General features: G+C 71.5%; 20 protein-coding genes and 1 riboswitch. Of the genes, 5 read left to right on the top strand and 15 right to left on the bottom strand.

The annotated features are described in order from the left end of the window. Nucleotides 1-3 precede the first annotated feature (3 nt). Genes HALOF300_RS24540 through ggh form a run of 7 tightly spaced genes read right to left on the bottom strand, consistent with a single transcriptional unit; the run spans nt 4 to nt 8,352 of the window. The gene (locus tag HALOF300_RS24540; protein ID WP_156743502.1) at nt 4-1,326 is read right to left on the bottom strand and encodes an amidohydrolase family protein; all 1,323 of its coding nucleotides are present in this window, start codon (nt 1,324-1,326) and stop codon (nt 4-6) included. Between the two features lie 5 nt (nt 1,327-1,331). Continuing rightward, nucleotides 1,332-2,444: an NAD/NADP octopine/nopaline dehydrogenase family protein gene (locus HALOF300_RS24535; protein WP_156743501.1), complete on the bottom strand. Its 1,113-nt coding sequence runs from the start codon at nt 2,442-2,444 to the stop codon at nt 1,332-1,334. After that, the gene (locus tag HALOF300_RS24530) at nt 2,441-3,415 is read right to left on the bottom strand and encodes an LLM class flavin-dependent oxidoreductase (protein ID WP_197522817.1); all 975 of its coding nucleotides are present in this window, start codon (nt 3,413-3,415) and stop codon (nt 2,441-2,443) included. The genes HALOF300_RS24535 and HALOF300_RS24530 overlap by 4 nt, the downstream gene beginning before the upstream one ends. Beyond that, nucleotides 3,412-4,320 carry an FAD binding domain-containing protein gene (locus tag HALOF300_RS24525; protein ID WP_156743499.1) on the bottom strand — a complete coding sequence of 303 codons (909 nt, stop codon included), beginning with the start codon at nt 4,318-4,320 and terminating at the stop codon, nt 3,412-3,414. The genes HALOF300_RS24530 and HALOF300_RS24525 overlap by 4 nt, the downstream gene beginning before the upstream one ends. Continuing rightward, on the bottom strand, nt 4,317-4,787 hold the full coding sequence (locus tag HALOF300_RS24520) for a (2Fe-2S)-binding protein (RefSeq protein WP_156743498.1): 471 nt from the start codon (nt 4,785-4,787) through the stop codon (nt 4,317-4,319). The genes HALOF300_RS24525 and HALOF300_RS24520 overlap by 4 nt, the downstream gene beginning before the upstream one ends. Continuing rightward, nucleotides 4,778-7,027: a xanthine dehydrogenase family protein molybdopterin-binding subunit gene (locus HALOF300_RS24515; protein ID WP_156743497.1), complete on the bottom strand. Its 2,250-nt coding sequence runs from the start codon at nt 7,025-7,027 to the stop codon at nt 4,778-4,780. The genes HALOF300_RS24520 and HALOF300_RS24515 overlap by 10 nt, the downstream gene beginning before the upstream one ends. Continuing rightward, the gene (ggh, locus tag HALOF300_RS24510; protein ID WP_156743496.1) at nt 7,024-8,352 is read right to left on the bottom strand and encodes a glucosylglycerate hydrolase; all 1,329 of its coding nucleotides are present in this window, start codon (nt 8,350-8,352) and stop codon (nt 7,024-7,026) included. The genes HALOF300_RS24515 and ggh overlap by 4 nt, the downstream gene beginning before the upstream one ends. 183 nt (nt 8,353-8,535) lie before the next feature. Between ggh and HALOF300_RS24505 the strand changes: the two genes are divergently transcribed. Together HALOF300_RS24505 and HALOF300_RS24500 are read left to right on the top strand one after the other, a co-directional pair. Next, nucleotides 8,536-9,798: an ROK family protein gene (locus HALOF300_RS24505; RefSeq protein WP_156743495.1), complete on the top strand. Its 1,263-nt coding sequence runs from the start codon at nt 8,536-8,538 to the stop codon at nt 9,796-9,798. Between the two features lie 89 nt (nt 9,799-9,887). Further along, a riboswitch (glycine riboswitch) is annotated at nt 9,888-9,978 on the top strand. Between the two features lie 139 nt (nt 9,979-10,117). Next, complete coding sequence (locus HALOF300_RS24500; RefSeq protein ID WP_197522816.1) at nt 10,118-11,131, top strand: DMT family transporter; 1,014 nt, start codon at nt 10,118-10,120, stop codon at nt 11,129-11,131. Nucleotides 11,132-11,786: 655 nt separating this feature from the next. On the opposite strand, the gene HALOF300_RS24495 is transcribed toward HALOF300_RS24500, so the two are convergent. Then, nucleotides 11,787-12,638: an aldo/keto reductase gene (locus tag HALOF300_RS24495; RefSeq protein ID WP_156743493.1), complete on the bottom strand. Its 852-nt coding sequence runs from the start codon at nt 12,636-12,638 to the stop codon at nt 11,787-11,789. A gap of 200 nt (nt 12,639-12,838) precedes the next feature. Here HALOF300_RS24495 and HALOF300_RS24490 point away from each other — a divergent pair, with 200 nt between their 5' ends. Next, a complete protein-coding gene (locus tag HALOF300_RS24490; protein WP_156743492.1) occupies nt 12,839-13,798 on the top strand; it encodes a diacylglycerol/lipid kinase family protein in 960 nt (319 codons plus the stop codon). A 286-nt stretch (nt 13,799-14,084) separates the two neighbouring features. Here the strand turns inward: HALOF300_RS24490 and HALOF300_RS24485 are convergent, their stop codons facing one another. After that, the gene (locus tag HALOF300_RS24485; RefSeq protein ID WP_156743491.1) at nt 14,085-14,660 is read right to left on the bottom strand and encodes a TetR/AcrR family transcriptional regulator; all 576 of its coding nucleotides are present in this window, start codon (nt 14,658-14,660) and stop codon (nt 14,085-14,087) included. Nucleotides 14,661-14,758: 98 nt separating this feature from the next. Between HALOF300_RS24485 and HALOF300_RS24480 the strand changes: the two genes are divergently transcribed. Both HALOF300_RS24480 and HALOF300_RS24475 read left to right on the top strand, forming a co-directional pair. Then, complete coding sequence (locus HALOF300_RS24480) at nt 14,759-15,961, top strand: FAD-dependent monooxygenase (protein WP_156743490.1); 1,203 nt, start codon at nt 14,759-14,761, stop codon at nt 15,959-15,961. A gap of 109 nt (nt 15,962-16,070) precedes the next feature. Continuing rightward, on the top strand, nt 16,071-17,618 hold the full coding sequence (locus HALOF300_RS24475) for a SulP family inorganic anion transporter (RefSeq protein WP_156743489.1): 1,548 nt from the start codon (nt 16,071-16,073) through the stop codon (nt 17,616-17,618). Between the two features lie 6 nt (nt 17,619-17,624). Here HALOF300_RS24475 and HALOF300_RS24470 read toward each other — a convergent pair whose 3' ends face one another. The 6 genes from HALOF300_RS24470 to HALOF300_RS24445 form a co-directional block, all read right to left on the bottom strand. After that, entirely contained in the window at nt 17,625-18,221 is a 597-nt protein-coding gene (locus HALOF300_RS24470; protein ID WP_156743488.1) for a TetR/AcrR family transcriptional regulator, read from the bottom strand. Then, on the bottom strand, nt 18,199-19,128 hold the full coding sequence (locus HALOF300_RS24465; RefSeq protein WP_156743487.1) for an alpha/beta fold hydrolase: 930 nt from the start codon (nt 19,126-19,128) through the stop codon (nt 18,199-18,201). The genes HALOF300_RS24470 and HALOF300_RS24465 overlap by 23 nt, the downstream gene beginning before the upstream one ends. Nucleotides 19,129-19,179: 51 nt before the next feature. Next, complete coding sequence (locus tag HALOF300_RS24460; protein WP_156743486.1) at nt 19,180-19,539, bottom strand: VOC family protein; 360 nt, start codon at nt 19,537-19,539, stop codon at nt 19,180-19,182. 43 nt (nt 19,540-19,582) lie between these two features. Beyond that, the gene (locus tag HALOF300_RS24455; protein ID WP_156743485.1) at nt 19,583-20,626 is read right to left on the bottom strand and encodes a ScyD/ScyE family protein; all 1,044 of its coding nucleotides are present in this window, start codon (nt 20,624-20,626) and stop codon (nt 19,583-19,585) included. Nucleotides 20,627-20,831: 205 nt separating this feature from the next. Beyond that, the gene (locus tag HALOF300_RS24450; RefSeq protein ID WP_156743484.1) at nt 20,832-22,178 is read right to left on the bottom strand and encodes an exo-beta-N-acetylmuramidase NamZ family protein; all 1,347 of its coding nucleotides are present in this window, start codon (nt 22,176-22,178) and stop codon (nt 20,832-20,834) included. Nucleotides 22,179-22,209: 31 nt separating this feature from the next. Continuing rightward, nucleotides 22,210-24,168 carry a glycoside hydrolase family 3 protein gene (locus tag HALOF300_RS24445; RefSeq protein ID WP_231955737.1) on the bottom strand — a complete coding sequence of 653 codons (1,959 nt, stop codon included), beginning with the start codon at nt 24,166-24,168 and terminating at the stop codon, nt 22,210-22,212. Between the last annotated feature and the right edge of the window lie 105 nt (nt 24,169-24,273).

The following is a 24,273-nucleotide window of genomic DNA, read 5'->3' as shown; positions in this document are numbered from 1 at the left end:
TCTTCACTGAGGGGGAGCTGTGCGGGAGGGGATGTCCCAGAACTGCGGGACGCTGGAACCGGTGCGAGCGGCGAGACTCCGGATCACGGAGGCCGCCTCCTCGGCGATGGCGACGTCGTCAGCAGCCGTGAGCTCGCCGTCGCGCAGGATGTGCCGGCCGGCCACGACCACGTCGGTGACGTGGGCGGGCGCGGCGCGGTGGACGACGGACCACACGGGGTCCGCCAGGGGCTGCAGGGCCGGTGCAGTGAGGTCGATGCGGACCAGGTCTGCGCCGTCGAGCCCCTCCGGCAGCCCGAGGGCGCGGGCGCCGGCGCCGGTGGCCATGTCGAAGGCCTGGGCCGAGGTCAGCGCGCCGGGGTCACCGGCTGCCTGCCCCTGGGCGTAGACCGCCTGGCGCATCTCGTGGAACGGGCTCTCCATGCCGTCGACGCCGAGCGTGACGGCGGCGCCCGCGGCGAGCAGGTCGGTGACCGGCGCGAACCCCTTCGCGAAGCGAAGGTGGTTCGTGGGGCAGTACGCCAGTACTGCACCGCTGCCTGCGATCAGGGCGATCTCGGCGTCGCTGAGGCGGACGCCGTGGACCAGGACCGTACCGGGGCGCAGGAAGCCAGAGTGGTGGAGCAGTTCCACGGGCCGGACCCCGTGCTCGGCGTGGCAGGCGTCCACCTCGGCCTGGGTCTCGGCGATGTGGGTGTACAACCGCACGCCGAGCCGCTCGGCCGCCCGCGCCGCGACCGCGTAGTCGTCCGGGGCGTTGGACCGCATGGAGACCGGCGCCAGGTAGAGCTGCTCGCGGGGCAGCAGTACGTCGGCCGCCCGCTCGGCGAGGCCGATCACGTCTTCCACCGAGGTGCACAGATCCGCCGCACCGCGGGTCATGATCCCGAGCGCGACGTACCCGCGCAGGCCGACGGCCCGGTGTCCCTCGACGACCGCCTCGAGCAGGCCGTCCCGGTGCAGCGGGTACACGTGGTCCACGACGGTGGTCACGCCGGCGTGGACCTGACGGGCGGCGCCCAACGCGGTCAGGGCCCGGTAGTCGTCCTGCCCGGCGACCGCTTGGGCAGCCGCCGAGGAGGTGATCGCGGTGGCGAGCGGCATCCCCTCGGACGCGCGCCCGGTGGGCAGGAACGCCCGCAGGTGGTCGTGCATGTTGACCAGTCCGGGCAACAGAGCGGCCCCGGCCACGTGCGCGCCGAGGTCTGCCCCGCCGGTGAGCGTCTGGACGCGCACCGCACCACCGGCGACCGTCGCGGTCGCCGGCACGGGCTCGCTCGTCGCGTCGGCGACGGCGAGACCGGTCAGTACGGTCGGGGAACCCACGCCGGTCACCACCACCCGGTCCGGGTGGCCTCGAGCAGACCGTCCCGGCCCACGCCGTCGAGCCCGAACGTGGCCAGCGTGCGCCCCTGCGCCCGGTAGTCCGTCCCGGTCGCGATGCCCGCGAGGTGGATCATCGCGTCGACCGTCGGGGTCGGCACACCGACCTCTCGGCCGATGGAGGCCATCAGGCACAGTGCGTAGGGCACGTCCTCGGTGATGTACCGGCTCTCGAGCGCGTTCGGGCCGGTGCCGAACGTGGAGTCGGAGAACGCCGACGACTGCAACGTGGCGTGCAGGTCGCCGAGGAACGTCGGCGCGAAGCCCTGCTCCACGAGGTAGGTCTCGTAGCCCTTGAGGTTGGCGAATCCCAGGGTCCGGCGGATGTCGATGAGCTCGGCGTCGATCGCGCCGATGAAACGGGCCACCGCGGGGCTGGCGCCCTCGCCCCAGAGGAGGAACTTGCCCGGCCGGCCCTCGATGGCGCCCAGGTTGGCCAGGATCGGGGGCACGTGGTCGATCGCGTTGAAGTTCAGCAGCACGGTCTCCAGGACGCTCTCCCCCGCGCTCACGGAGGACCAGATCGCACACGCGGTCCGCACGGCGCGGTTCCCGGCCGGCATCCCCGCCACGATCGTGCCGCCGATCTTGCGGGAGGCGGTGATCAGTCCTGGTTCCCGGACCCGCGCGCCGTACGGCAGGCTGTTCAGCTCGGCGATGTCGACCTCGACGCGGCGGCCGGCACGGCGCATGGCGGCCACGAGTGCGAGGCTGCCACCGCCCTCACCGGCGAAGATGACCTGCTCGCCTCCGGACAGGTTCGCCGCGAGGAGGTCCGCGAACGTGTCGTGCCCGAACGCGGGCACCGACACCACGATCACGTCGGCGTCGCGGATGGCGGCGGCCGGGTCGAGGCTGCCGCGCGCTGGGCTCTCGGTGATCCGGTGCCACGGCGTCTTCAGGCGGATCACGCCGTGGGCATTGATCGCGTCGATGTTCGTGCGGAACCGCTCGAAGTCGGCGACGGTCACGTCCACGCCGGCCAGCGAGAGCTCCATGGCGCTGGACAGGGCTCCGGCGCCGGAGCCGAGGACGGTGACGGACTGGGGCAGTGTGGTCAAGAGGAGAGGGCCTCCGAAAGAGCGGTGAGCTGGTGTGCGGTCTGGTCGGGAGTCGAGCCGCCGACGCTGACGATGACCTCGTCGACGCCCGCCTCGAACAGGGTGTGCAGCCCGGCGGCGACCTGCTCGGCAGACCCGGCGAGGCCGAATGCCTCCGCCATCGAGTCGGTGACCTGGGTCGCGGCCGCGGCGCGGTCGCCGCTGCGCACCGTGGCACGCAGGGCCCGGACCTCGTCGGCGTCGAGGCCGTAGATCCCGATGAGCTCGTCCGCGTAGGAGCCGCCGGCCATGGTGACGCAGCGGGGCGCCAGGGCCCGCAGGGCCTCGGTCCGGTCGTCGTTGATCTCGACGTCGAGCATGAGGCAGATCGCCGCCGAGTCGGCGCGACCGGCGCCGCCGGCGGCGACCTTGTCCTTGACGAAGTCGATGTGCCCGGCGGAGATGCCGTGCGTGATCACGCCGTCGGAGATCGCACCGGCGAGCTCGAGCATCTTCGGGCCGCGGGCGGCGAGGTAGAGCGGGCCGTCCTGCGGTGCCCAGCGCAGCGCGGAGCCGTCGGCGGAGAACGTCTCGCCGGTCACATGGGCCGCGCCACGACCGAGTTCTCGGGCGATCTGCACGGTCTCACGGGTGATCTGCAGCGGGCGACGCATCGAGATGCCCATCTCGCCCGCGAACTCGTAACCGCCGGTGCCCAGTCCAAGCACGAACCGGTCCGGTCCGATCTCGCGCAGGGTGGCGGCGAGACTCGCGAGCAGCGTGGGATGACGTAGGAACGGGGACATCACCGCGGTGCCGAGCCGGACCCGCTCGGTGCTCGCCATCATCAGGGCGAGCGCCGCGGACACGTCCCGGTGGAAGTAGTGGTCCGCGAGCCACACGGTCGAGAACCCGAGGTCTTCGGCTCGCTGCGCGCCCTCGGCGGCGGCCGTGATGGGCTGGTCCAGGCGGACGGTGACGCCTACGTTCACTGGTTCTTCTCTCTCGTGGTGGGGGTCACGTACTGGTCGGCTCGGGCGGTGCCCGACGGCGGCAGGAGGGCCTCGCGCAGAAGCCCGGCCGCGCATCGGCGGCGGTAGTGCGCGCTGGCGCGCAGGTCGTCGATCGGGCTGATGTCGGCGTCGATCGCGGCGACGGCTGCGTCCACGACGTCCTGGGTGGGTAGCTGTGCCTCGAGGAGCGCCGCCGCGGTGCGCAGCCGCACCACCGTGGGTGCGACGGATCCCATCGCGAGCCGCACGCCGGTCAGCCGGCCGTCGGGCTCCCGGTGCCACTGCCACGCGAGGTTGAGGAACGAGATCGCCTGCGCGCGCCGGCCGCCGATCTTGCGGAACCCACCCTCGACCGGCGGCTGTGCGACGCGCACGCTCGTGACCCACTCGCCGGCGGCCAGGTCCACGCGCCGGGGGCCGAGCAGGAACGCTGCGAGGTCCACGGTGCGCAGGCCGCCGTCTGGCGTCACGATGTCGATGGCCGCACCCGCCGCGAGCAGGGCCGGCACGGTGTCCGCGGCCGGGGAACCGGTGACCAGGTTGCCGCCGATGGTGGCGCGGTTGCGGATCGTGGTCGAGGCGAACTGGCCGATGGCGGCACTCAGCGCGGGGAACGCGCCGGCGGCTCCGTCGGTGAGGCCGGTCGCGAGGTCGGTGAGCGGGTGCACGGCGGAGATCGTCAGCTCGCCGGTCGCGTCATCGGAGGTGACGGCCGGGCGCGTGCGGGCGAGCCCGGTGAGGTCCACCAGCGTGGGCACCTCGGCGCCGGCGCGGCGCTGCACGAGCAGGTCGGTGCCACCGGCGACGGCGCGTGCCCCGGCCAGCAGTCCGGACACGGCCGCGGGGTCCGTGGGCCGCAGCAGCGTCGGGGTCGCGGGCGTCATGCGCCGGCCCCGTTCGGATGGCGGGCCGCGGCGGCGTCGTGGACCGCGTCGTAGAACCGGTTGTAGGCGGTGCAGCGGCACAGGTTGCCGTCGAGCGCTTGGCAGATCTGGGCGTCGCTCGGGTCGCTCTCGCGGTCCAGCAGCGCGGCGCAGGAGTTCAGCACGCCGGGGATGCAGTAGCCGCACTGCACCGCCTGCCGCGCGACGAACGCGTCCTGGAGCGGGCCATGCCCGGCCGCGGCGAGGCCCTCGACGGTGCGGATCTCGGCGTCCAGCACCTGACCGACGAGCACCAGGCAGGACGTCATCGCCCGGCCGTCGATGATGACGGTGCAGCTGCCGCACTCCCCCATGCCGCACCCTTCCTTCGCGCCGGTCAGGCCGAGGACCTCGCGCAGGTAGTCGAGCAGACGTAGGCCGTGGTCGGCTTCGGCGGGCGTGGCGACCGGGGCTCCGTTCACACGCATGGTGCCTCCTCGATCAGGGCGAGCATTCGTTCCGGTGTGATGGGCAGTTCCTGCGGGAGCACCCCGACGGCGTCCAGGATCGCGGCGGCGATCGCCGGCGGGGTCGGCACCACGACGACCTCGGACATGCCCTTCGCGCCGAACGGTCCGGAGTCCTCGCTGCCCTCGATGAACAGCGTGTGCATGCGTGGGGTGTCCGCGATGGTCGGCACCAGGTAGTTCTCGAGGCTGGTGGTGCGGGGTATCCCCTCGCTGACGCGGTGGTCCTCCATGATCGCCAGGCCGAGGCCCTGCAGGATTCCGCCCTCCGCCTGTCCGATCGTGGCCGCCGGGTTGATCGGGGTGCCGCAGTCGAGCACGCACAGCAGTTCCGGGACCCGGACCTCCCCGGTGAGGACGTTCACCTCGACGCGGACCACCTGGGTGCAGGTGCCGTACACGCGGTGCGGTGCGAACGTGGCGAGCTGCTCCGGCGGGACGATGCCGATGTCGTCGGTGTCCGGGAGCCGGAACTCGGCGTTCACCTCGGCCTCGCCGAGCTCGAGGAGCTTCGTCCCGACGCCCGCGGCGTCGGTGCTCAGCGGCAGGCCGAGTCCGCGGCACCGTGCGACGAGCTCGTCGCACGCCGCACGTACCGCGGCGCCGCCGGCATAGGTGGACCTGGACGCCGCCGTCGGGCCTGATTCCGGCACCCCGCCGGTGTCCCCGACGCGCACGTCGATGGTCTCGATGGGCAGGCCGAGCGCGTCCGCGGCGACCTGCCCGTAGGTGGTCTGGATGGACTGGCCGGTATGGTTCGGCCCGGCCCAGATGATGACGTGCCCGCGGTCGTCGATGTGCAGCCGGGCACGCGCGGTGTCGCCGGTCCCGGAGCCCATCCCGACGCCCTTCATGGCGACCGCGATCCCGGTGCCGCGGCGCCACGGGCCGACGGCGCCGGCCTGCCACGGGCGCCGCTGCGCCCAGAGCGGATGCTCGACGGCGGTGCGCAGGGTCTCGCGCACGTTCAGGCTCGTCGTGGTCCGGTGCCGGTACAGGCTGTGGCGGTCGCCGCCGTCGAGCACGTTCCGTAGCCGGACCTCGGCCGGGTCGAGGCCGAGCTCGTGCGCGGCCTCGGTGATCGCGTTCTCGATCGCGAAGGCGACCTGGGGCACGCCGTAGCCGCGGAACGCGCCGGCGTTGGCGTTGTTCGTGTAGTAGACGGTGCCGTCGAAGGAGGCCACGGCGAACCCGTACGGGCCGGTGGACATCTCCGCCGAGGTCTTCATCACGTTCGGGCCCGAGGTGATGATGGGGCCGGTGTCGGCGATGGCGCGCACGGCCGAGCCGAGGATGCGGCCGGCAGCGGTGAACCCGATGTCGATCGACGTCCAGAACGGGTGCCGCTTGGCGCCGGCGGCCATGACGTCCTCGCGGGTCATGTGCACGTGCACCGGGGCACCGGCCGCGCGGGCCAGGAGCGCGAGGAAGACCGGCATCGGGTCGTCGTTGCGGGAGCCGAACGCACCGCCGACGGGGTTGGCGATCATCCGCACCGACTCCGGCGGGATGTCCAGGGCGCGGGCCACCTTGCGCTGGTGCAGGCCCGGGTTCTGGGATCCGCACCAGATGGTCACCGAGGTCGCGTCGGCATCCCAGCGGGCCACCCCGCCAGGGGTCTCGATCGCGACGTGCTCCTGGGCCGGCGTGCGTACGCGGCGGCGCAGCACCAGGTGGGCGTCGGCGAGGGCCGCATCGACGTCTCCCGAGGAGAACGCGATGGCGCCCGAGACGTTGCCGCCCTCGTGCAGCTGCGGTGCGCCGGGTGCGGCGGCGGCGGTCGGGCAGTCGACGACCGGCAGCGGGGTGAGGTCGAGCCGGATCAGGCGGGCGGCCGCTTCCGCGGTCCGGGCGTCGGTGGCCGCGATGAGCGCGATCGCCTCGCCGACCTGGCGGATCACCGTGTCGGCGAGTGCGGGGCCGTCGACGTCTCGCGGGCCGAGGGCGTTGACGGGCACGTCGGCCGCGGTGACCACGGTGACCACGCCGGGCAGGGCGAGCGCCTCGCTGACGTCGATCCCATCGATGCGTGCATGCGGCACCGTGCTGCGCAGCACGGAGCCGTGCAGCATGCCGTCCTCGCGCCGGTCGGTCACGTAGGTGATGGCGCCGGTGACGATGTCGTTGCCCTCGAGCGAGGGGCGGGACCGGCCGACCCACGGTGCGGGTGCCGTCCCGATGGCGTGCGCGTCCGCCGTCATGATTCCTCGTCCGTGGCCCAGGCCAAGGCGGCCGCTGCGGTCCAGGACTGGTTCCTGCTGCCGAGCGGTGCGCCGGTGACCGCGTCGTAGTACTCGGAGAACGTGCCGTCGGCGAGCTGGTCGCGGCCGGCGGCCGCGATTGTCTTGGCCGCCTCGGCGTGGCCGTGGTGACGCAGGGCCCAGGTGAACAACCAGGTGATGACCGGCCACTGCGGACCACGCCAGTAGTTGCGGCTGACGAACGCTGGACTGTCCGGGGACGTGGTGGGCGGCAGCGGATTGGCCAGGCGCGGGTGTCCGCACCAGTCGGGACCGAGCAGGTCGCTCGTCAGAGCGGCGTAGACGTCCGGCTCTGCGCCGCAGATCAGCGCCGCGAAGCCCCCGATCGTATCGGCGCGCAACCACTCCTCGGCCCGCATGTCGAAGTCCCGGGCGTGCCCGGTCTCGGGGTCCGCCGTGGCGGCGACGGCGGCCCTCGCCCGCGCGGCCATCCCCCGCAGCGTGTTGGCCTGCGCCGTCCGGCCGAGTCGGTCGCCCAACGTCGCCAGGACTGCGGCGGACAGCGCGTGGGTGGCGGTGAAGAACACGTCGCCGACCCGGAAGTCGATCACCTCGCGCGCCGCCGCGTCCTCGTACCCGACCGAGACGAGCTGCTCGACGAGCCAGAGGTAGCGGTCGTAGTCGGCGTCCGCCGGCCGTTGCTCCACGTCCGCGACGTGCTTGGTGTCCTCCCGCACGTACGGCGCCATCTGCCCGACCCGCACCCTGGCGCACGCGGCGTCCCAGCGGGGCGAGTTGTCCATGCCGGACTCCCACGGGTGATGGATCTCGATGAGCCCGCTCGGGTGCGACCCGCGAGCGTCGTCCAGCCACACGTGCCAGCGGAACCACGCCTCGAACGTGTCGGCGAGGAACGCCTCGAACGCCTCTGCGTCGGCGCCGCCGTTGCGGCGGGCCTGTTCCCCGATCACCCAGACCGCGAGGCTATGTACGGCCGGTTGACAGATTCCCGAAGTCTGGACGTCGGTCGGCACGGTTGGCAGGCCCTGCGTCCGCCACCGGTCCGGGCCCGGGAAGTAGCCGGGCTCGGCGCTGAAGACGATCTGCGGGATCATCCCGGTCGCCCACTGGCCACGAAGGAGGTGCCGGAGCTCGTCGAGCGCCCGCGGCACCGACACGGTTCCCCAGCCGATCGCCACAAACGCGGCATCCCACGACCATTGGTGCGGGTACAGCCGCGGCGCAGCAACCGTGCGTTCGCCCCGGTCATTGGCACGCAGCACATCGGCTGCGGCGTACATGAGCGGGATGGCGACGTCGGGCATCTTCGTCCTTCGTGGGGCTGGCATCGGTATCGCGAATTGTGTTCGCGCCCTGAACATAACTGCTTGTTCGAGGGACGTCAACGTGTCATCATTGCGACACGCCGCGGCGCTCACGCCGAGCCGCCGGCGCAAGGGGACCGGCACTCGTTCGCCTCTCCCGGACCGGATCGAGGAAGGCAGTCGATGGCTACGGACCCAACCGCATCGCCGCCCGCCGCACCTGTGCCGACCCTGACCGCAACGCTCCCGGCGACCTCCCACGGGGCACTCGTGTCCTTCATCCGGTCCCGGCCGGGCTGGACGCGGCAGCAGTTGCTGTCCGCGACGGGGTTGTCCCGGACCACCCTGTTCGACCGCCTCGACGGCCTCTTCCAGCACGGCTACGTCTACCAGGACGGGTCCGCACCCCCCGGCGGGGGATCGCGAGGACCGGGCCGACGCTCCGAACTGCTGCGCTGGGACACGCGTGGTCGGGTCGTCCTGGTGCTCGATCTCGGCCAGACCCACGCGCGGATCTGTGTGACCGGGGTGGACGGCGGGATCCGACGGATGCGAGACGTCGCTCTCGATATCGACACCGACGCGAAGGGCTACCTGGAGCAGGTCGCCCAGATCGGCGACGTACTTCTGCGGGCCGGAGGGGACGAGACCCTGATCGGCGTCGCCCTCGGCATCCCGGGCCCGGTCGACCCGGGCACCGGCGTGCTCGGCACCTCCACCACGATGCCGCGGTGGGACGGGTATCCGGTGTTCCAGAGCCTGCGCGAGCGTTGGGGGGTGCCCGTGGTGATCGAGAACGATGCCCGCGCCTTCGCCCTGGGCGAATCGAGTGTGATCGGTGCGGACCGCTCCGTACTCGCGATCAAGTACGCGACCGGAATCGGCGCCGGCATCGTCGACACGGGGCACGTGCTCGAGGGTTCCGACGGTGCCGCCGGGGACATCGGCCACGTCCGGATCAGCGACGAGGGTCCGATGTGCACCTGCGGGCGGCGCGGCTGCCTCGCCGCCTGGGCGTCCGGGCACGCGCTGATCCGTCGGCTCTCCGACACCGGGGTACGGGACCTGAAGGACATCACCGAACGCGTCGCGGCCGGGGACCCGGTCGTGTGCGCGGCCGTGGACGATGCAGCCGCGCGCCTGTCCCGGGTGCTCGCCACCGTGGTGGCGGCGGTCAACCCCGACAATCTCGTCCTGGGCGGTTCCCTCGGTCGGCTGCCCCGGGTGGTGGCCCGGATCGATGCGCTGATCCGCGAGGACGTGACCGAGCGGGCCCGGCGACATCTGGTGGTGGGCGCGGCGCACCTCGGGGCCGACGGTGCGGTCGTCGGTCTCACCCGCAAGGTCGTCGACCTCGTGTACGACCCGGCCGTGATCGACGCCGCCATCGCCGCCCGCGTGGCCGCGGCCCGGGCGGGTACGAGCGCCGAGCCGGCACCGGCGTGACCTCGGTGTGGCACGGATCTCACCGCCCCGGGCGGCCGGAACCATGCCGACCATCGGCATAATGGAGCCGTACGACAACTGAATGCCACCGAACCGCGGCGGGAGAGTCCCGCACCAGCGGGCGCCGAAGGAGCAACCTCCCCGGGAAACTCTCAGGCCCCTTGGACCGCCAGCGGCGAGGCTCCTCTGGAAAGCAGCCCTTCGGGGCTCACCGACGGTGTAAGCGGGTCACGGCTCGCGAAAACTCTCAGGTCCGATGACAGAGCGGGGAACCACCGCCCCGTCCCAGGCGTCCCCGCGCCCTGTCCCAAGGAGTCCCGTGGCACTCACCGTCGGCACGCCCCCGCTCTCCGCAGAGGGAGCTCATGTGCCCCATCCCGGGGCCACTCGCGAGCCGGACCCTGCCCGCCTCGGCCCGAACCGGCGGCTCGGCATCCTGGCGATCATCGTGTCCGCCACCGCGATGGGTGCGGCCGGACTGTTCAGCCGGATGGCGACGCCGTCCGGCGCCGTGATCGGCGAGTCCTTGACTCTCGGCCGGATGCTGGTCGGCGCGATCGGAACCTTCCTGGTTCTCGCGCTGGCCGGTCGGCTCGGGCAGCTGCGCCGCGTGCGACTGTCACCATCGGTGGTCCTCGGCGGCGTGTTCCTCGGCCTCTCGCTGGCCACCTATCTGTCCGCGACAGTGCTCGCGGACCTCTCCCGCGCCGTCGTGCTCCACTACATCGGACCGGTCTTGGCAACCGTGCTCGCCCGGGTGCTGCTGAAGGAGCGTCCGGGCCGGGTGGACGTGCTGTCCCTGGGGATCGGTTCGATCGGGATGGTCCTGGCTGCCGGGCTGCTCACCTCGGGAGCCGGCTCGTCCCACCCGCCGGAGCAGGAGACGCTCGGCACGATCCTCGGAGTGATCTCCGGTGTCTGCTACGCGGTCGCGCTGCTCTGCTACCGGTACCGGACCGACATGCCCGCCGACGTGCGAAGCTTCTGGAACTTCGTCTTCGGGGCCCTCGGCACCGGCGCGATGGTGGCGCTGACCCGGCCGGACCTGTCCGGTATGACGTCGCAGAACTGGGCCTGGGCCGGCGCGTTCTTCCTGATCTGCGGGCTCCTCGCCCTCGGCCTGCTGGTCGTCGCGGGCAAGCACCTGCGTGCCGCCGAGCTCTCTGGCCTGTCCTACTGGGAGGTGGTCGTGGCGATCGGTATCGGCGCGGCCGTGTTCGGTGAGGGCATCTCCCCCGTCGCCGCCGTCGGCGCCGCGCTCATCGCCCTCGCGATGGTGCCGATGCTGGCGCGCCGGCAGCCCGGGGCAGGTCCGCCGGCGCCGGAGGCCTGAGCCTGACCGGCGTCCTGAAACCAGGACCGGCACACACCGGACCCACCAGATTGCTGCACCGTGCCTCATGAACCCGGCTCCACGCCGTCGACCCCGTCCCTGATCCTCAACGGCGTCCCCCGGTTCGATGACCGGGGACGGACCGAGAACGCCCACGGCGCCTGCATCGTCGCGGACGGCGAGGGGTACCACCCGCGGGCACAAGACCGACGGCGGGCGGCCGGAACCGGGCCGCATCGGCGAGTGGGGGAAGGAGATGGGGGTGCCCCTCGATCGGGCGGCTCATCAACTACCACCTCAGCGCCCGGGCGGTAGCCGGCACGTCGACTCACTGGGATCTGCTCGCACCAGGCGCCCGCGGCCACGTACGTATGGCGGCCGATCAGCGTCGACGGGACCCGCCTGACCATCGGCGAGTACTGGGCGGCCCGGGACGTTGCCCGCGTGCGGCCCGTCACACCGGAGTCGGTGTTCGATGGACCACCGATCGAGGTGAGGTTCTCGTTCCGAGAAGTCAGGGGACGCCGTCGGCGTGCCGTTCGCACGCATGTCACGGTCACCGGGGACGGGGTCCGTGTTCTAAGAGGAGGACGAACGCGACTCGGCACCCAGGGATGCCGAGTCGCGTTGGACCGCCTGCTCGTGCGGCCCGAGGTCAGGCCTTCTTCGCGAAGTCCTCCGGGAAGCCGTTGAACTCGTCCGGATGGAAGCCCGTCCGGTCGCCGCGCTCGAGGCCGTTGATCTGGTCGATGTCGGCGTCGGTCAGCTCGAAGTCGAAGACGGCGATGTTCTCCTTGACGCGCTCGGGCGTCACGGACTTCGGGATCACGATGTTGCCCAGCTGCAGGTGCCAGCGCAGCACCACCTGCGCGGGGCTGCGGCCCAGCCGCTCGGCGATCGCGGTGATGACCGGGTCGGCCAGCACCCGCCCCTGACCGAGCGGGCTGTAGGCCTCGGTCGCGATCCCCCGCGCGGCGTTGAACTCGCGGACCTCGCGCTGCTGCAGGTAGGGGTGCACCTCGATCTGGTTGACGGCGGGCAGCGGCAGGCCCGCGTCGAGGAGCTGCTGGATGTGGTGCGGCAGGAAGTTGGAGACGCCGATCGAACGGATCCGGCCGGCCTCCTTCAACTCGCTGATCGCGCGCCAGGAGTTCGCGGCCTCGCCGCGCTTCGGGCAGGGCCAGTGGATCAGGTAGAGGTCGACGACGTCCCGGCCGAGGGCCGTCGCACTCGCGTCGAACGCCGCGAGGGTGCTGTCGTAGCCCTGGTCGTCGTTGGCGAGTTTCGTCGTCACGAAGACCTCGTCGGTGCCGAGCTCGGAGGCGGCGAGCGCTGCCCCGACGCCGGCCTCGTTGCGATAGCGGGCGGCCGTGTCGATAGCGCGGTAGCCCGCCTCGAGCGCGTGGGTCACCGCGATCTGGGTCTCCTCCGGCGGCACCTGGAACACTCCGAAGCCGAGCTGCGGGATCGTCACGCCATCGTTCAGTGTCACCTGGGGCAGGGTCATGGTGCTCCTTCTCTTGTATCCGGTGGTTAAGTATGACCATAGGCGACGGCGTGGGACCCGCGGCTGCCGATCTCGCCCTCTGAGCCGGCCGGGTGGGCGGCGCGTCGGGCGCACGGTCACCTCCTCTGGTCGGGCTCGGCTCTTGGCCGCGTACTCGTCCTGCGCGAGCGCGTCGTCGCGGCGGCACCGATACTGACCACGTGACCACCGAACCGACGTCCTCCTCCCACCCCGAACTCAGGCGCCTCGCCGGCAACGGACCCCGCCCATCCGCCGTGATCGTCAACCCGCACCGGCTTGACGACGTCGAGGGACTGCGCCGGACCATCAGCGCCGTGCTCTCCGATGCCGACTGGCCCACGCCGATCTGGCTGGAGACCACCCAGGACGATCCAGGTACCGGGCAGGCCCGTGAGGCCGTCGCCCGCGGCGCCGAGGTGGTGTTCGTCAGCGGGGGCGACGGCACGGTGCGGGCCTGCGTCGAAGGGCTGGCCGGGAGCGATGCCGCCCTGGCCATCCTGCCGGGCGGAACCGGGAACCTGCTGGCGGGGAACTTCGAGGTCCCCACCGATCCCGCCGAAGGGGTGCGCCTGGCGGTCGCTGGCGGGCGTCGCCGCATCGACGTCGGTGAGGTCGGCGGCCAGGTGTTCGCGGTGATGGCGGGCATGGGCTTCGATGCCAAGATGCTCGACAGTGCGTCCACGGAGTTGAAGGCACGGATCGGCACTCCTGCGTACGTGTTGTCCGCCGGCAAGCACCTGCTCGACCACCCGATGCGGGTGCAGGTCACGGTCGACGACGCCGAGCCGCTGGTGCGCAAGGCCCGTTCGGTCATCGTCGGCAACGTCGGGCAGATCCAGGCAGGCGTGGCCCTGTTCCCGGACGCCGAGCCGGACGATGGCTACCTCGACGTGGCGATCCTCGCGCCGAAGCACCTCGGCCACTGGGTCTCGACCGTGGCTGGAGTCCTCACACGACAGAAGCGGGTGCCGAACCTCGAGATCCTGCGCGGCAAGCGCATCCGGGTGCGGAGCACGCAGGAACAGGAGCGTGAGCTCGACGGCGACGTGGTCGAGCCGGGCCGGGAGCTCGTGGCCACCATCCGTCCGGCCTCGCTCTGGCTGTGCGTGCCGATCGACGATGCCCTGGACGCAGGCTGACCCGTCCCCGCTCGACCGGTCGAGAGGAGCTCGAGTTCGTCTACCTCCCGTGCGCGCCGGCGGGGTTGCGGCGATCTCGGCGGCCGAGGCGCCGGCGCGCCCGGCCCGAGGATGGCCAGCGAGCCGACGTCGAGCGCCGGCAGACGCTCGGCCAGTGAGCCGGTCAGCGTGCGGCCGGTGAGCCCCAGCAGCAGACCGAGCTCGCAGTTGGCGGCTTCACCGTCCTCGACGACATCCAGCGGCATGGTGTCCTCGTGACCGTCCACGAACATCAGCCCGGACGGAACTACCGCTCCGCCGTCGTCCCTCGACCAAGAGCAGCCACCGCGGCCTCGACCGCAACCGCGCGGGCCTGCTCGTCCTCGATCTCCGGCAGCACGAGCGCCCTGGTGAGGCCACCGACGGCGACGGCGGTGCGCACCCGGCTCTCCGCCGTCGCCTCCTCGTACCCGAGCAGGGCGGACAGCTTGGCCAGCCACCGGAAGCTCGCGCCCTCAAGGTCGAGGTCGGCCACGGCGCCCGGGTCGCGGAGCGTGGCCGCGAGCGCCCCACGGTGCGGCAGGAGTGCGCCGGCGTAGGCAGCCAGCACGTCCTCGGCTGGAAGCCGCCGACCGCCCAGATCGTCCAGGACGGCATCGACATCGTCGATGAACGGCTGGAAGACACCACGCGCTAGGTCCGCCTTGGCCGGGAAGTGGTAGTAGAGGGCCGCCTTCGTGATGCCGAGCTCGTCGGCGATGTCCTTCAGGCTGGTGGCGGCGAAGCCCTTGGTCACGAACAGCTGCAACGCCGTGGACTCGATGCGTTGGCGCGTGTCGGTCGTCCGACCGTCGCGACGGGGCGTGGAGTCTCCCACGGGCATGGTCACCACCTTCCTCGAACTCGGTCCCCAGAGACTACGAGACGTGTGCCACCGAACCGTTCATTGATATCTAGCCGGTCGGCAAGTAATCTACTCCCATGGCACACAACATCCTCATCTCCGGTGCCGGCATCGCGGGATCGGTCCTCGCGTACTGGCTCGCAGAACGCGGCTTCAACCCCACCGTCGTCGAGAAGCGGCCACACCTGCGCCAGACCGGCGGCCACGCCGTCGACCTCGCCGGCGTCTCGATCGAGGTCATCGAGCGGATGGGCATCCTGCCCGCCGTCTCCGACGCCCACGTCCGGCACGATCGAATGGTCTTCCACCAGCGCCGGGGGCGCCCGATCGAGATGCCCCGCCTGACCGCCACGCTCGCGGACCGGCACGTGGAGATCCAGCGGGACGCGCTCGTCGAGCTCCTCCACGGCGCGGCCGGCCCGCACGCCGAGTACATCTTCGGGGACACCATCACCGCCATCACGGACGGCCCGGACGCCGTCACGGTCGAGTTCGAGAGTTCGGCCCCGCGCGCGTTCGACCTCGTGCTCGGCGCGGACGGTCTGCACTCGATGGTCCGGCGTCTCGTGTTCGGTCCCGAGGACGCGTACCGCCACGACCTCGGTGCCTACCTGTCCGTCTACAGCTACCCGAACACCGTCGGCCTCGGCAGTGAGGTGGTCGGCTACTTCGACGTCGACCGCGCCGCTTTCACCTACCCCGTCGACGACGGGCGCCTCGCCCGTGCACTGCTGCTCTTCCGTGGCGGACCCATGGGCGATCTGCGCGACCCGGCACGCCAGATGCGCACGGTTCGGGACGCCTTCGCGGGCATCGAGAGCCACCTGCCGTTCCCGATCGACGAGCTGCACCAGTCCGAGGACTTCTACTTCGACTCGATCAGCCAGATCCAGATGAACACGTGGTCGAAGGGACGCGTCAGCCTCGTCGGTGACGCCGCCTACTCCCCCGGTCCCGCCGTCGGCGGCGGCACGGCGATGGCGGTTCTCGGCGCATACGTGCTCGCGAACGAGTTGGCGCTCGCCCGCGATGACCACACCGCGGCCTTCGCGAGCACCGAGGCCGTCATGGGTCCGGCGGTCGCGCAGAGCCGGAAGGTCGGTCCGAGTTCGCTCCGCCAACTCGTGCCCGGCAACCGTCTCACCGCCTGGCTGACCCCGCGCTCCCTCCGGCTCCTCGTCCGGCTACCGAGGCCGGTCGCGCTGGCCCTGTTCTCCCTCCAGGGCAGCGACACGAGCCGGCTCGACGACTTCTCCTCCGAGCGCCTCCCCCTGGGCTGACCGGGCCCAGCACCCCGATCGCGGCGGGCAGCAGGCCCGCGTGCCGGCACGCAGGCACTACCGTGAGCGCGGGCATCCCCGCCCCTCCGCTCAGCCCGAAGGATCCTGCGTGTCGAACGATGCTCCACTGAGAGTCCCCGATCCGGCCACCGACCCGCAGAGGGGCACCGGCTCCCCCGAGGCCGACGAGTCCTTCTCCGTCCGCGCCGCGCTGCGCTCCCCCCGCCGCCTGCGCACGGAGGTGCTCGGCGGACTGGTGGTCGCCCTCGCGCTGATCCCGGAGGCGATCTCGTTCTCGATCATCGCGGGGGTGGACCCGCGGCTCGGGCTCTTCGCGTCGTTCACGATGGCGGTCACGATCGCGTTCGTCGGCGGCCGCCCGGCGATGATCTCGGCCGCCACCGGCGCCGTCGCCCTGGTGGTGGCGCCCGTGGTTCGTGATCACGGCGTCGACTACCTGATCGCCACCGTGATCCTCGGCGGGATCCTCCAGGTCGTGTTCGGATTGCTCGGCGTCGCCAAGCTGATGCGGTTCATCCCGCGCATGGTCATGGTCGGCTTCGTCAACGCGCTCGCGATCCTGATCTTCATCGCCCAACTGCCGCACCTGCTCGGGGTGACCTGGATCGTCTACCCGTTGCTCGCCGTCGGCATCGCGATCATCGTGCTCTTCCCCCGCCTGACGAAGGTGGTACCCGCGCCCCTCGTCGCGATCGTGGTCCTCACCGCGTTCACGGTGCTCGCCGGTGTGACGGTGCCCACCGTCGGCGACGAGGGCGAGCTGCCCGAGTCGCTGCCCTCCCTGCTGTTCCCGGACGTGCCGCTGTCCTTCGAGACGCTGCGGATCATCGCGCCGTTCGCGCTCGCGATGGCGCTCGTCGGGCTTCTCGAGTCCCTGCTGACCGCGAAACTCGTCGACGACGTCACGGACACCCACTCGAACAAGACGCGCGAGGCGTGGGGCCAGGGCATCGCGAACATCGTGACCGGCTTCTTCGGAGGGATGGGCGGCTGCGCGATGATCGGCCAGACCATGATCAACGTCAAGGCCTCCGGCGCCCGCACCCGTATCTCCACCTTCCTGGCCGGGCTGTTCCTGCTCGTCCTCGTGGTCGGCCTCGGCGACCTCGTGGCGATCATGCCGATGGCCGCCCTCGTGGCCGTGATGGTCATGGTCTCGGTGGGCACGTTCGACTGGCACTCGATCCGGCCCTCGACGCTGCGCCGACTGCCGAGGTCCGAGGTCGCGGTGATGGTCGCGACGGTCGTGGTCACGGTCGCCACCAGCAACCTCGCCTACGGCGTGCTCGTCGGGGTGCTCATCGCCATGGTGCTGTTCGCACGCCGGGTCGCCCACTTCACGTCGGTCACCCGGCTGGACGCCTCGGACGACGACGGCGAACGCGTCTACGCGGTCGAGGGCGAGCTGTTCTTCGCGTCCTCGAACGACCTCGTCTACCAGTTCGACTACGCCGGCGACCCGAGCCGGGTGGTTATCGACATGACCAACGCGCACATCTGGGATGCCTCCACCGTCGCGACCCTCGACGCGATCACCACGAAGTACGAGGCCAAGGGCAAACAGGTCCGGATCGTCGGACTGAACCCGGACAGTGCCGCCCGCCACGACCGGCTCAGCGGCAACCTCGGTTCCTGACCCGGGTCACGAGGGCGGGGCCATCTCGAGCGAGGACACCAGCACCGCGACCGCCTCGAGCGCGCCCTGCAGGTCGGCACGGGTGAGCGGCCCGAGGTGCCGGGCCGCGGTGAGCAGCCCGATCGTCGTCGCGGACAGCGCGAGTGCGAGCGGTTCGGGCGCCACCCGCGTGCTCAGCGAGCCCTGCTGCTGCAGGTCGGCGATCCACGCCACCACGGCGCGGTGCCGCTCGGCGTACCTGTCGTCGGTGACGCCGTCGACGTAGGAGCCGAGCACGCCGTGGTCGTCGAGGAACGCGGCGGTCATGAGCTCGTCGTCGAGGAGTACCTCCACGGCGACGGCGTAGGCCCGGCTCGGCGAGGGCGGCTCCGCGTCCCCGAGCCGCTGCCTTGCGGCGGCGTTCATCCGGTCCATCGAGCGGGCCAGCAGGACGTCGAGGATCTCGCGCTTGCTGGCGAACTCCCGGTACACCGCCCCTTTGGCGATGCCGACCTCGGTCGCGACGGCCTGGATGCTCATCGCGTCGAAGCCCTGGGCGAGGACGAGCGCCTGAGCCGCGTCGAGGACCTTCGTCCGCCGGTCAGGGATGAGCGGGCGCGGCATCGTCGCCTCCGTCCAACTCACCCCGGGTGTCGAGGAACCGCACGACGGCGGGGGTCACCAGGTCCGGCCGGTCCCGTTGGACCCAGTGCCCGGCTCCGTCGACGACGAGCAGGTGGGCGTCGGGGATGCGGGCCGCGGCTTCTCGAGCACGGGCGACCGGCACGCCGGAGTCCTGTGAGCCGTGCACGACGAGCGTCGGCGCAGCGACGTCGTGGAGCCGGTCCTGGTAGTTCGTGCGGGTCCGGTTCCACAGGACCTGGTCGCGCTGCCACTGCTCGAATGCCACCCGGGCGCCCTTGCGCCCCGCTGCCACGGTGATCTCCGCGAGGAGGTCCTCGGTCAGCCGGTCGGGACTGCGGACGATCTGCCGCATGCCGCTGGCCAGCAGTCGCGGGCTACGCGCGTACGCCTCCTGGGCCAGGCCGAGCAGGCCCGTGCGCAGCGCCAGCCAGGTCAGGGTCTGGGTGGGCAGGCTGAGCCACCCGCCGGTGAGGCGGTCCTGGAGCCCGTAGCTACCGAACAGCATGGCGCCCGTGACGCGCTCGGGACGGGCGAGGACGTGCCCGATGGTGAGCCCGCCACCGAGCGAAAGGCCGCCGATCACGTAGTACTCCAGCCCGAGGGCGTCCACGAGCTCCCCGACGTAGGCGACGAGTCGGTCCTGGGTCGCCGTCCAGGGGGCGCGCGGACTCTCGCCGAATCCCGGGTGGTCGGGCGCGACCACCCGGTGCCCGGCCGCGGCCAGGTGACTACCCAGCTCGCCCCAGGACAGCGACGCGCTGTCGGCGTTCCCGCCGTGCAGAAGCACCACGACGGACGGTGAGGACGAAGCCTTCGCCGCCGGCGACCAGTGCAGGTAGGAGACCGGCCCCCACGGCAGGTCGATGATCGATCGGCTCGGTTCCATGACACCCTTTCCGTTATGACCAGGATAACTTATCTGGTCATAACGGTGGGTCTACTCGGCTCCGAGCACCCCGCCGAGCCCGATCTCGTTCCCGTCAGGATCGCGGTAGATCATCTTGCGCACCCCGTTCCCGAAGTTCTCCTCGCTCTCCGCGTGGATGCCCCGCCGGGCCGCCGCATCGACCATCGCGGTGAGGTTCCCCACGTACAGGGTGACCAGCGCGTGGCCCGCGTGTTCGGGCAGCACGATCACGTACAGGTGCCGACGTTCGGCGACCGTCCACACCCGCTCGACGTCGTTCGGCTCGAACGTCTCGACCTCGCCGAAGAGCCGGTCGTACCACCCGACGGCGCGGCCGAGATCGGTCACCGCGACGCCGGCGAACAGGTCCAGTTCCCTCTCGGTATCCATGTCGGTACGGACCTGGGCCGGAACCGGAACTCATCGCCGGACGCTACTGGTCGATCCGCACGACCGTGCCGAGTCCTCCCCCGAACAATGTGCCGGTCGTGACGTAGACGGCGCCGTCGCGCCCCACCGCGATCCCGCCGGGCGCCACCAGCGCCCCGTCCGCGACCTCGCTGCGCACGCCGTCCGGTGTCACCTTGATCAGGGCGCCCTCGAAGTCGCCGGTCGAGAATGCGTTGAGCAGGCCCTGCTCGGCGATCTCCAGGACGTACAGGTTGCCGTCGGAGTCGAACGCGACGTCGATGATCGACGTGAAGCCCTCCGCGTAGACCTCGGCAGAGCCGTCGGGCGTCACTCGGTACACCCGCGACTCGCCGGGTGCGAACGGAAACCCGAGCAGTTCACCGACGTAGTACGCGCCGTCCGGCCCCACGGTCACGGCGTCCGGCACGGACTGCGCGAGCACCGTGCCACCGGCGAACGGCACCTCCCGGTCGGCGAAGGTCGCGAGGGTGCGCAAGTCGCCCGAGTTCGCCAGGAACAACAGTGCGTTCGCGCCGGGGTCGGCGATCACCACGCCGCCGGGAACGGCGGCCGCGGAGTGCGGATTGGAGTCCGGTAGACCGCCGTCGGGATTCACGGCGGCCTCGTAGGCAGCCAGGTCGACAACCGTCCTCGTCCGGCCGTTCGGCGACACCCGGAGCAGGACGCCGAGCCCTTCCGTGGGCCGGGCGGCCGGATCGTCGCCCAGGCCGACCGGCACAAACATGTTGCCCCGGCCCTGGAACGTCACGTCGTGCGCCCCGACGACGTCTCCCGCCGGTGCGAGGTAGGTCGGCAGTCCGTCAACGACGGTCGTCATGGTGCCGGTCCGTGGCGCGAGCCGCACGACCGCACCATCGTCGGAGCCGTTGCCGACCGTGGCGACGTACAGTCCGCCGTCGGGGCCGAAGGCGAGCCCGCGAGGATTGTTCAGACCGTCGGCGACGACCGTCACCGTGTCCGACTCGTCGGCGACGGCAGGCCCCGCCTGCGCACCGATCAGCAGCACGACACCCGCTAGAAGCGCGATTCCGCGTCGAGTCCTCATCTGGCACCTCTCCACCACACGTCGGAGGCCGACGCGTCATCAGGCAACGTGGCCTCGAGAAGTCGGGGCGTGCTCGTCCCGCGCGAAGAACCCTACGACCGGCAGCGAGGCGGGCACCAGAGCGTGGTCGGGTGAGGTGGGGTGATCCTTGCGGTGCCGAGCCCGGTGACGGACGGCTCGGCACCGCAAGGAGGCGGTCGTCGGATCAGGGACGACCCTGTCCCGGACCGTCGGGGTAGAGCCGGTAGGGCTCGGCGAGCGCGTCGAAAGCAGCGAGGTCATCCTGCCATCCGGCGATGATCTCGTCCGGCGTGACGCCCGCCTCGAGCTGGGCGCGTACGTCCCGGGTACCGGTGAGCTGGTCGATCCAGCACCTGTCCGCCGCGGTGCGGCAGGCGGCGCCCTCCCGCCAGTCGACCTCGTCGATCTGGTCGAACAGGACGTCGAGGACGTGCAACCCGGTCCGGATCGGCTCGTAGGCGGCCGCGTCGGTGAAGTGGATCTGGACGCCGCCCGAGAACGCACCGGCGTGCTTGCTCGAGGTCGGCGTGGCGGACATCGGCCGGAAGGTCACTCCGGGCAGCCCACGGGAGTTGAGCTCGGCGGCCAGCGCATAGGACTCCGCCTCGTCGATGTACGGTGCGCCGAACCAGAGGAACGGCGTGGTCGTCCCACGGCCCTCGGAGACGTTGATGGACTCGATGAGCCCCGTGCCGGGATACACCAGCGCCGTCTCCCGGGTTGGGATGTTCGGCGACGGCAGCACCCAGGGCAGGTCCCAGTCCTCCACGATGCTGGCGGCGTCGTAGTTGCGCATCGTGACCACGTGCAGATCCGCCGGCGTCTCGAGGAACTCCCCGTTGAACACCTGGGCCAGCTCACCGACCGTGAGGCCGTGCTGCAGCGGGATCTCCCGGAGCCCGACGAACGAGCTCAGCTCCGGGTACTCGAGGACCGGACCGTCCATCCGGTCGCCGAGCGGGTTCGGCCGGTCCAGCACCACGAACGGCTTGCCCTGCTCGGCGGCCGCCTCCATCGCGTAGTACATCGTCCAGATGTAGGTGTAGAAGCGTGCGCCGATGTCCTGGATGTCGAACACCAGCACATCCACGTCCTCCAGCATCTCGGCGGTGGGCTTGCGGGTGGGTCCGTACAGGGAGTACACCGGCAGACCGGTGCGCTCGTCGACGTAACTCTCGACGTACGCACCCGCCGGGACCCCGCCGCGCACCCCGTGCTCCGGCCCGTAGAGCGCGGTGAGCTCGTAGTCGCCCTCGGCCTCCCCGGCGATCAGGGCGTCGATGGTGTGGGTGAGGTCGCTCGTGGTTCCGGTCGGGTTCGTGATCAGGCCCACCCGCTGGCCGGCCAGGAGGTCGAGTTCGTCGGCGAGCAGGACCTCCACGCCGAGCTGGAGCGGGCGGTCATGCCCGGGTGGCGTCTCCGGCCGCCCTCCGGGCCCGCCGCCCAGGGGCGCGATCACGCCGGCGACTCCGACGGCGGCCGCGGCCGCGACGGCCAGAGCACTCATCAGCATCGGTCGTTTCCTGGACATTGCGGTCCTCATCTCACTCGGGATCGGGGGTCTAGTCGGTCGGGCGGCCCGGGTGCGAGCACCCGCCCGGTCCGGCGTGGTCCGGTGGTCCGGCGTGGTCCGGCGGTCCGGCGTGCGGCGGTCGCCCGTCCGGCGGTCCGGCGTTCGTCGGTGGTCCGGCGTGCTGCGGCGGCCCGGGGTAGGAAAGACCGCTGCCGAGCGGGAGCAGGACGCCGTCGCCGTCGGCCTCGGGGACGTCCACCGGGAGCCGGCCCGCAGGGTTGATGTCCCCGGCGATCGCCCTGACGACCCCCTGGAAGTTGATCACCCCGGTGCCGTAGCTGTTGATCACCGCGTCCGCACCGGGCAGCACGCTGATGTCATACGGGTTGCGGGTCGCGATGACGACCACCGGGACCCCGGTCGCGGCGAGCTCGGCGACCATCTGCTGCTGTGCCGCGTTGCTGGTCGCGTTGTTCGACGTGAACACGATGACATCGGCCTCGGCGGCGGCCGCCACGGCGCGCGCGCGGTACGCGGCCGACGGCGAGGAACCGTTCTCGTAGTCCTCGATCACCTGGTAGCCGTGGTCGGCGAGCATCGGACCGACCCGCTCGGGCCAGCCGGAGCCGGCACCGACCATCAGGATCGTTTCGTCGCAGCCGAGCGGCAGCACGCGTGCCTCGTTCCGCAGCAGCGTGGCGGCCCGGTCGGAGATCGTCGCCGCCGTGGCTTGGTGTTCCGCGGAGCCGACCACGTCGTCGATTGCGTCGGGGTCGGTGAACGGGTCCACCAGGATCCCCCGCTCGGCCTTCCAGGTGAGGATCCGGCGGACCGACTCCTGCAGCCGCTCAATGGTGATCTCGCCGTCCGTGACCGCCTGGCGGACGCCGGCGAACGAGGCGTCCACGTCCGGGGAGTTCAGCAGGATGTCCGAACCGGCCAGGATGGTCAGGCGAGCGATGTCCTCCTGGCTCCAGTTCGCCGCGAGCGCGGCCATGTCCAGGGCGTCGGTGGTGACGATCCCCTCGAAGCCCATCTCCTCACGCAGCAGACCGGTCAGCACGGCGCGCGAGAGCGTGCCGGGCATCGTCGGGTCGATCGCCTCCACGATGATGTGCGCGCTCATGATCATGTCCACCCCGCCGTCGATCGCGGCCTGGAACGGCGCGAGGTGCTCCTCGAGGGTGGCCCGGTCGTAGGTGACCACGGGTAGCCCGTAGTGCGAGTCCTCGGCGGTGTCGCCGTGGCCGGGGAAGTGCTTCGCGGCAGCCGCGATGTACTCCTGGATCCCCTGGATCTGAGCGACCCCGAGTTCGCTGACGACGTCCGGGTCCTCGCCCATCGATCGGATCCCGATCACGGGGTTGTCCGGGTTGGAGTTCAGGTCGAGCACGGGAGCGAAGTCGACGTTCACGCCGAGTGCCTGCATCTCGGCGCCGAGCACCTCGCCCTGTCGTCGGGCCAGGTCCTCGTCGAACGTCGCGCCCAGCGCCATGTTCCCGGGCAGCAGCGTGGCCGGCGGTCCGACCCGGGCGACGAGGCCGCCCTCCTGGTCGATCGTGACCGCGAGCGGGATGCCCGGGCCGCCCTCGCCGATCGCCGCCTCCTGCAGACCGTTCGACAGCGTGACGGTCTGCGCGGGGCTGCCGGTGTTGCCGGACCAGGCGAAGTAGAGGACGCCGCCGAGGTGGTACTTCTCGACCACCTCGGCCGGGGTGTCCACCCCGTAGCGGGCCTGGTTGCTGGCGGCCATCGACGTGTCGTCGGCGGACGCGCCGTAGACGTGCGTCCAGGTCATCTGACCGATGAGTTCGTCGAGGCTCATGGCCGCGACGATGGCGTCGATCTCGGCCGCGGTGGGCGTGTCCCCGACCTCCATCACCGCGACGCCGCCCGGGTCGGGCGCCCGGTTGGCACCGGCAGCGGGCGCGAGAGCGGAAAGGACAAGGGCTCCGGTCGCGAGCGCGGTGAGGCCGGCTCGGACCGTTCGCGAACCTGTCAGAGTCACGGTGTGTCTCCTCGGTCATGCCCCGGGCGACAACGACGTCACTCCGACGGCTCTCCGCACGGCCGGACCTCGTTGCCCAACCGCCTGTCCGGGACACTATTGAGG

Source organism: Occultella aeris, assembly GCF_902703175.1.
GTDB lineage: Bacteria > Actinomycetota > Actinomycetes > Actinomycetales > Beutenbergiaceae > Occultella > Occultella aeris.
Note: the sequence above shows the minus strand (reverse complement) of the source record. Positions and strands in the feature narration are given on the sequence as shown.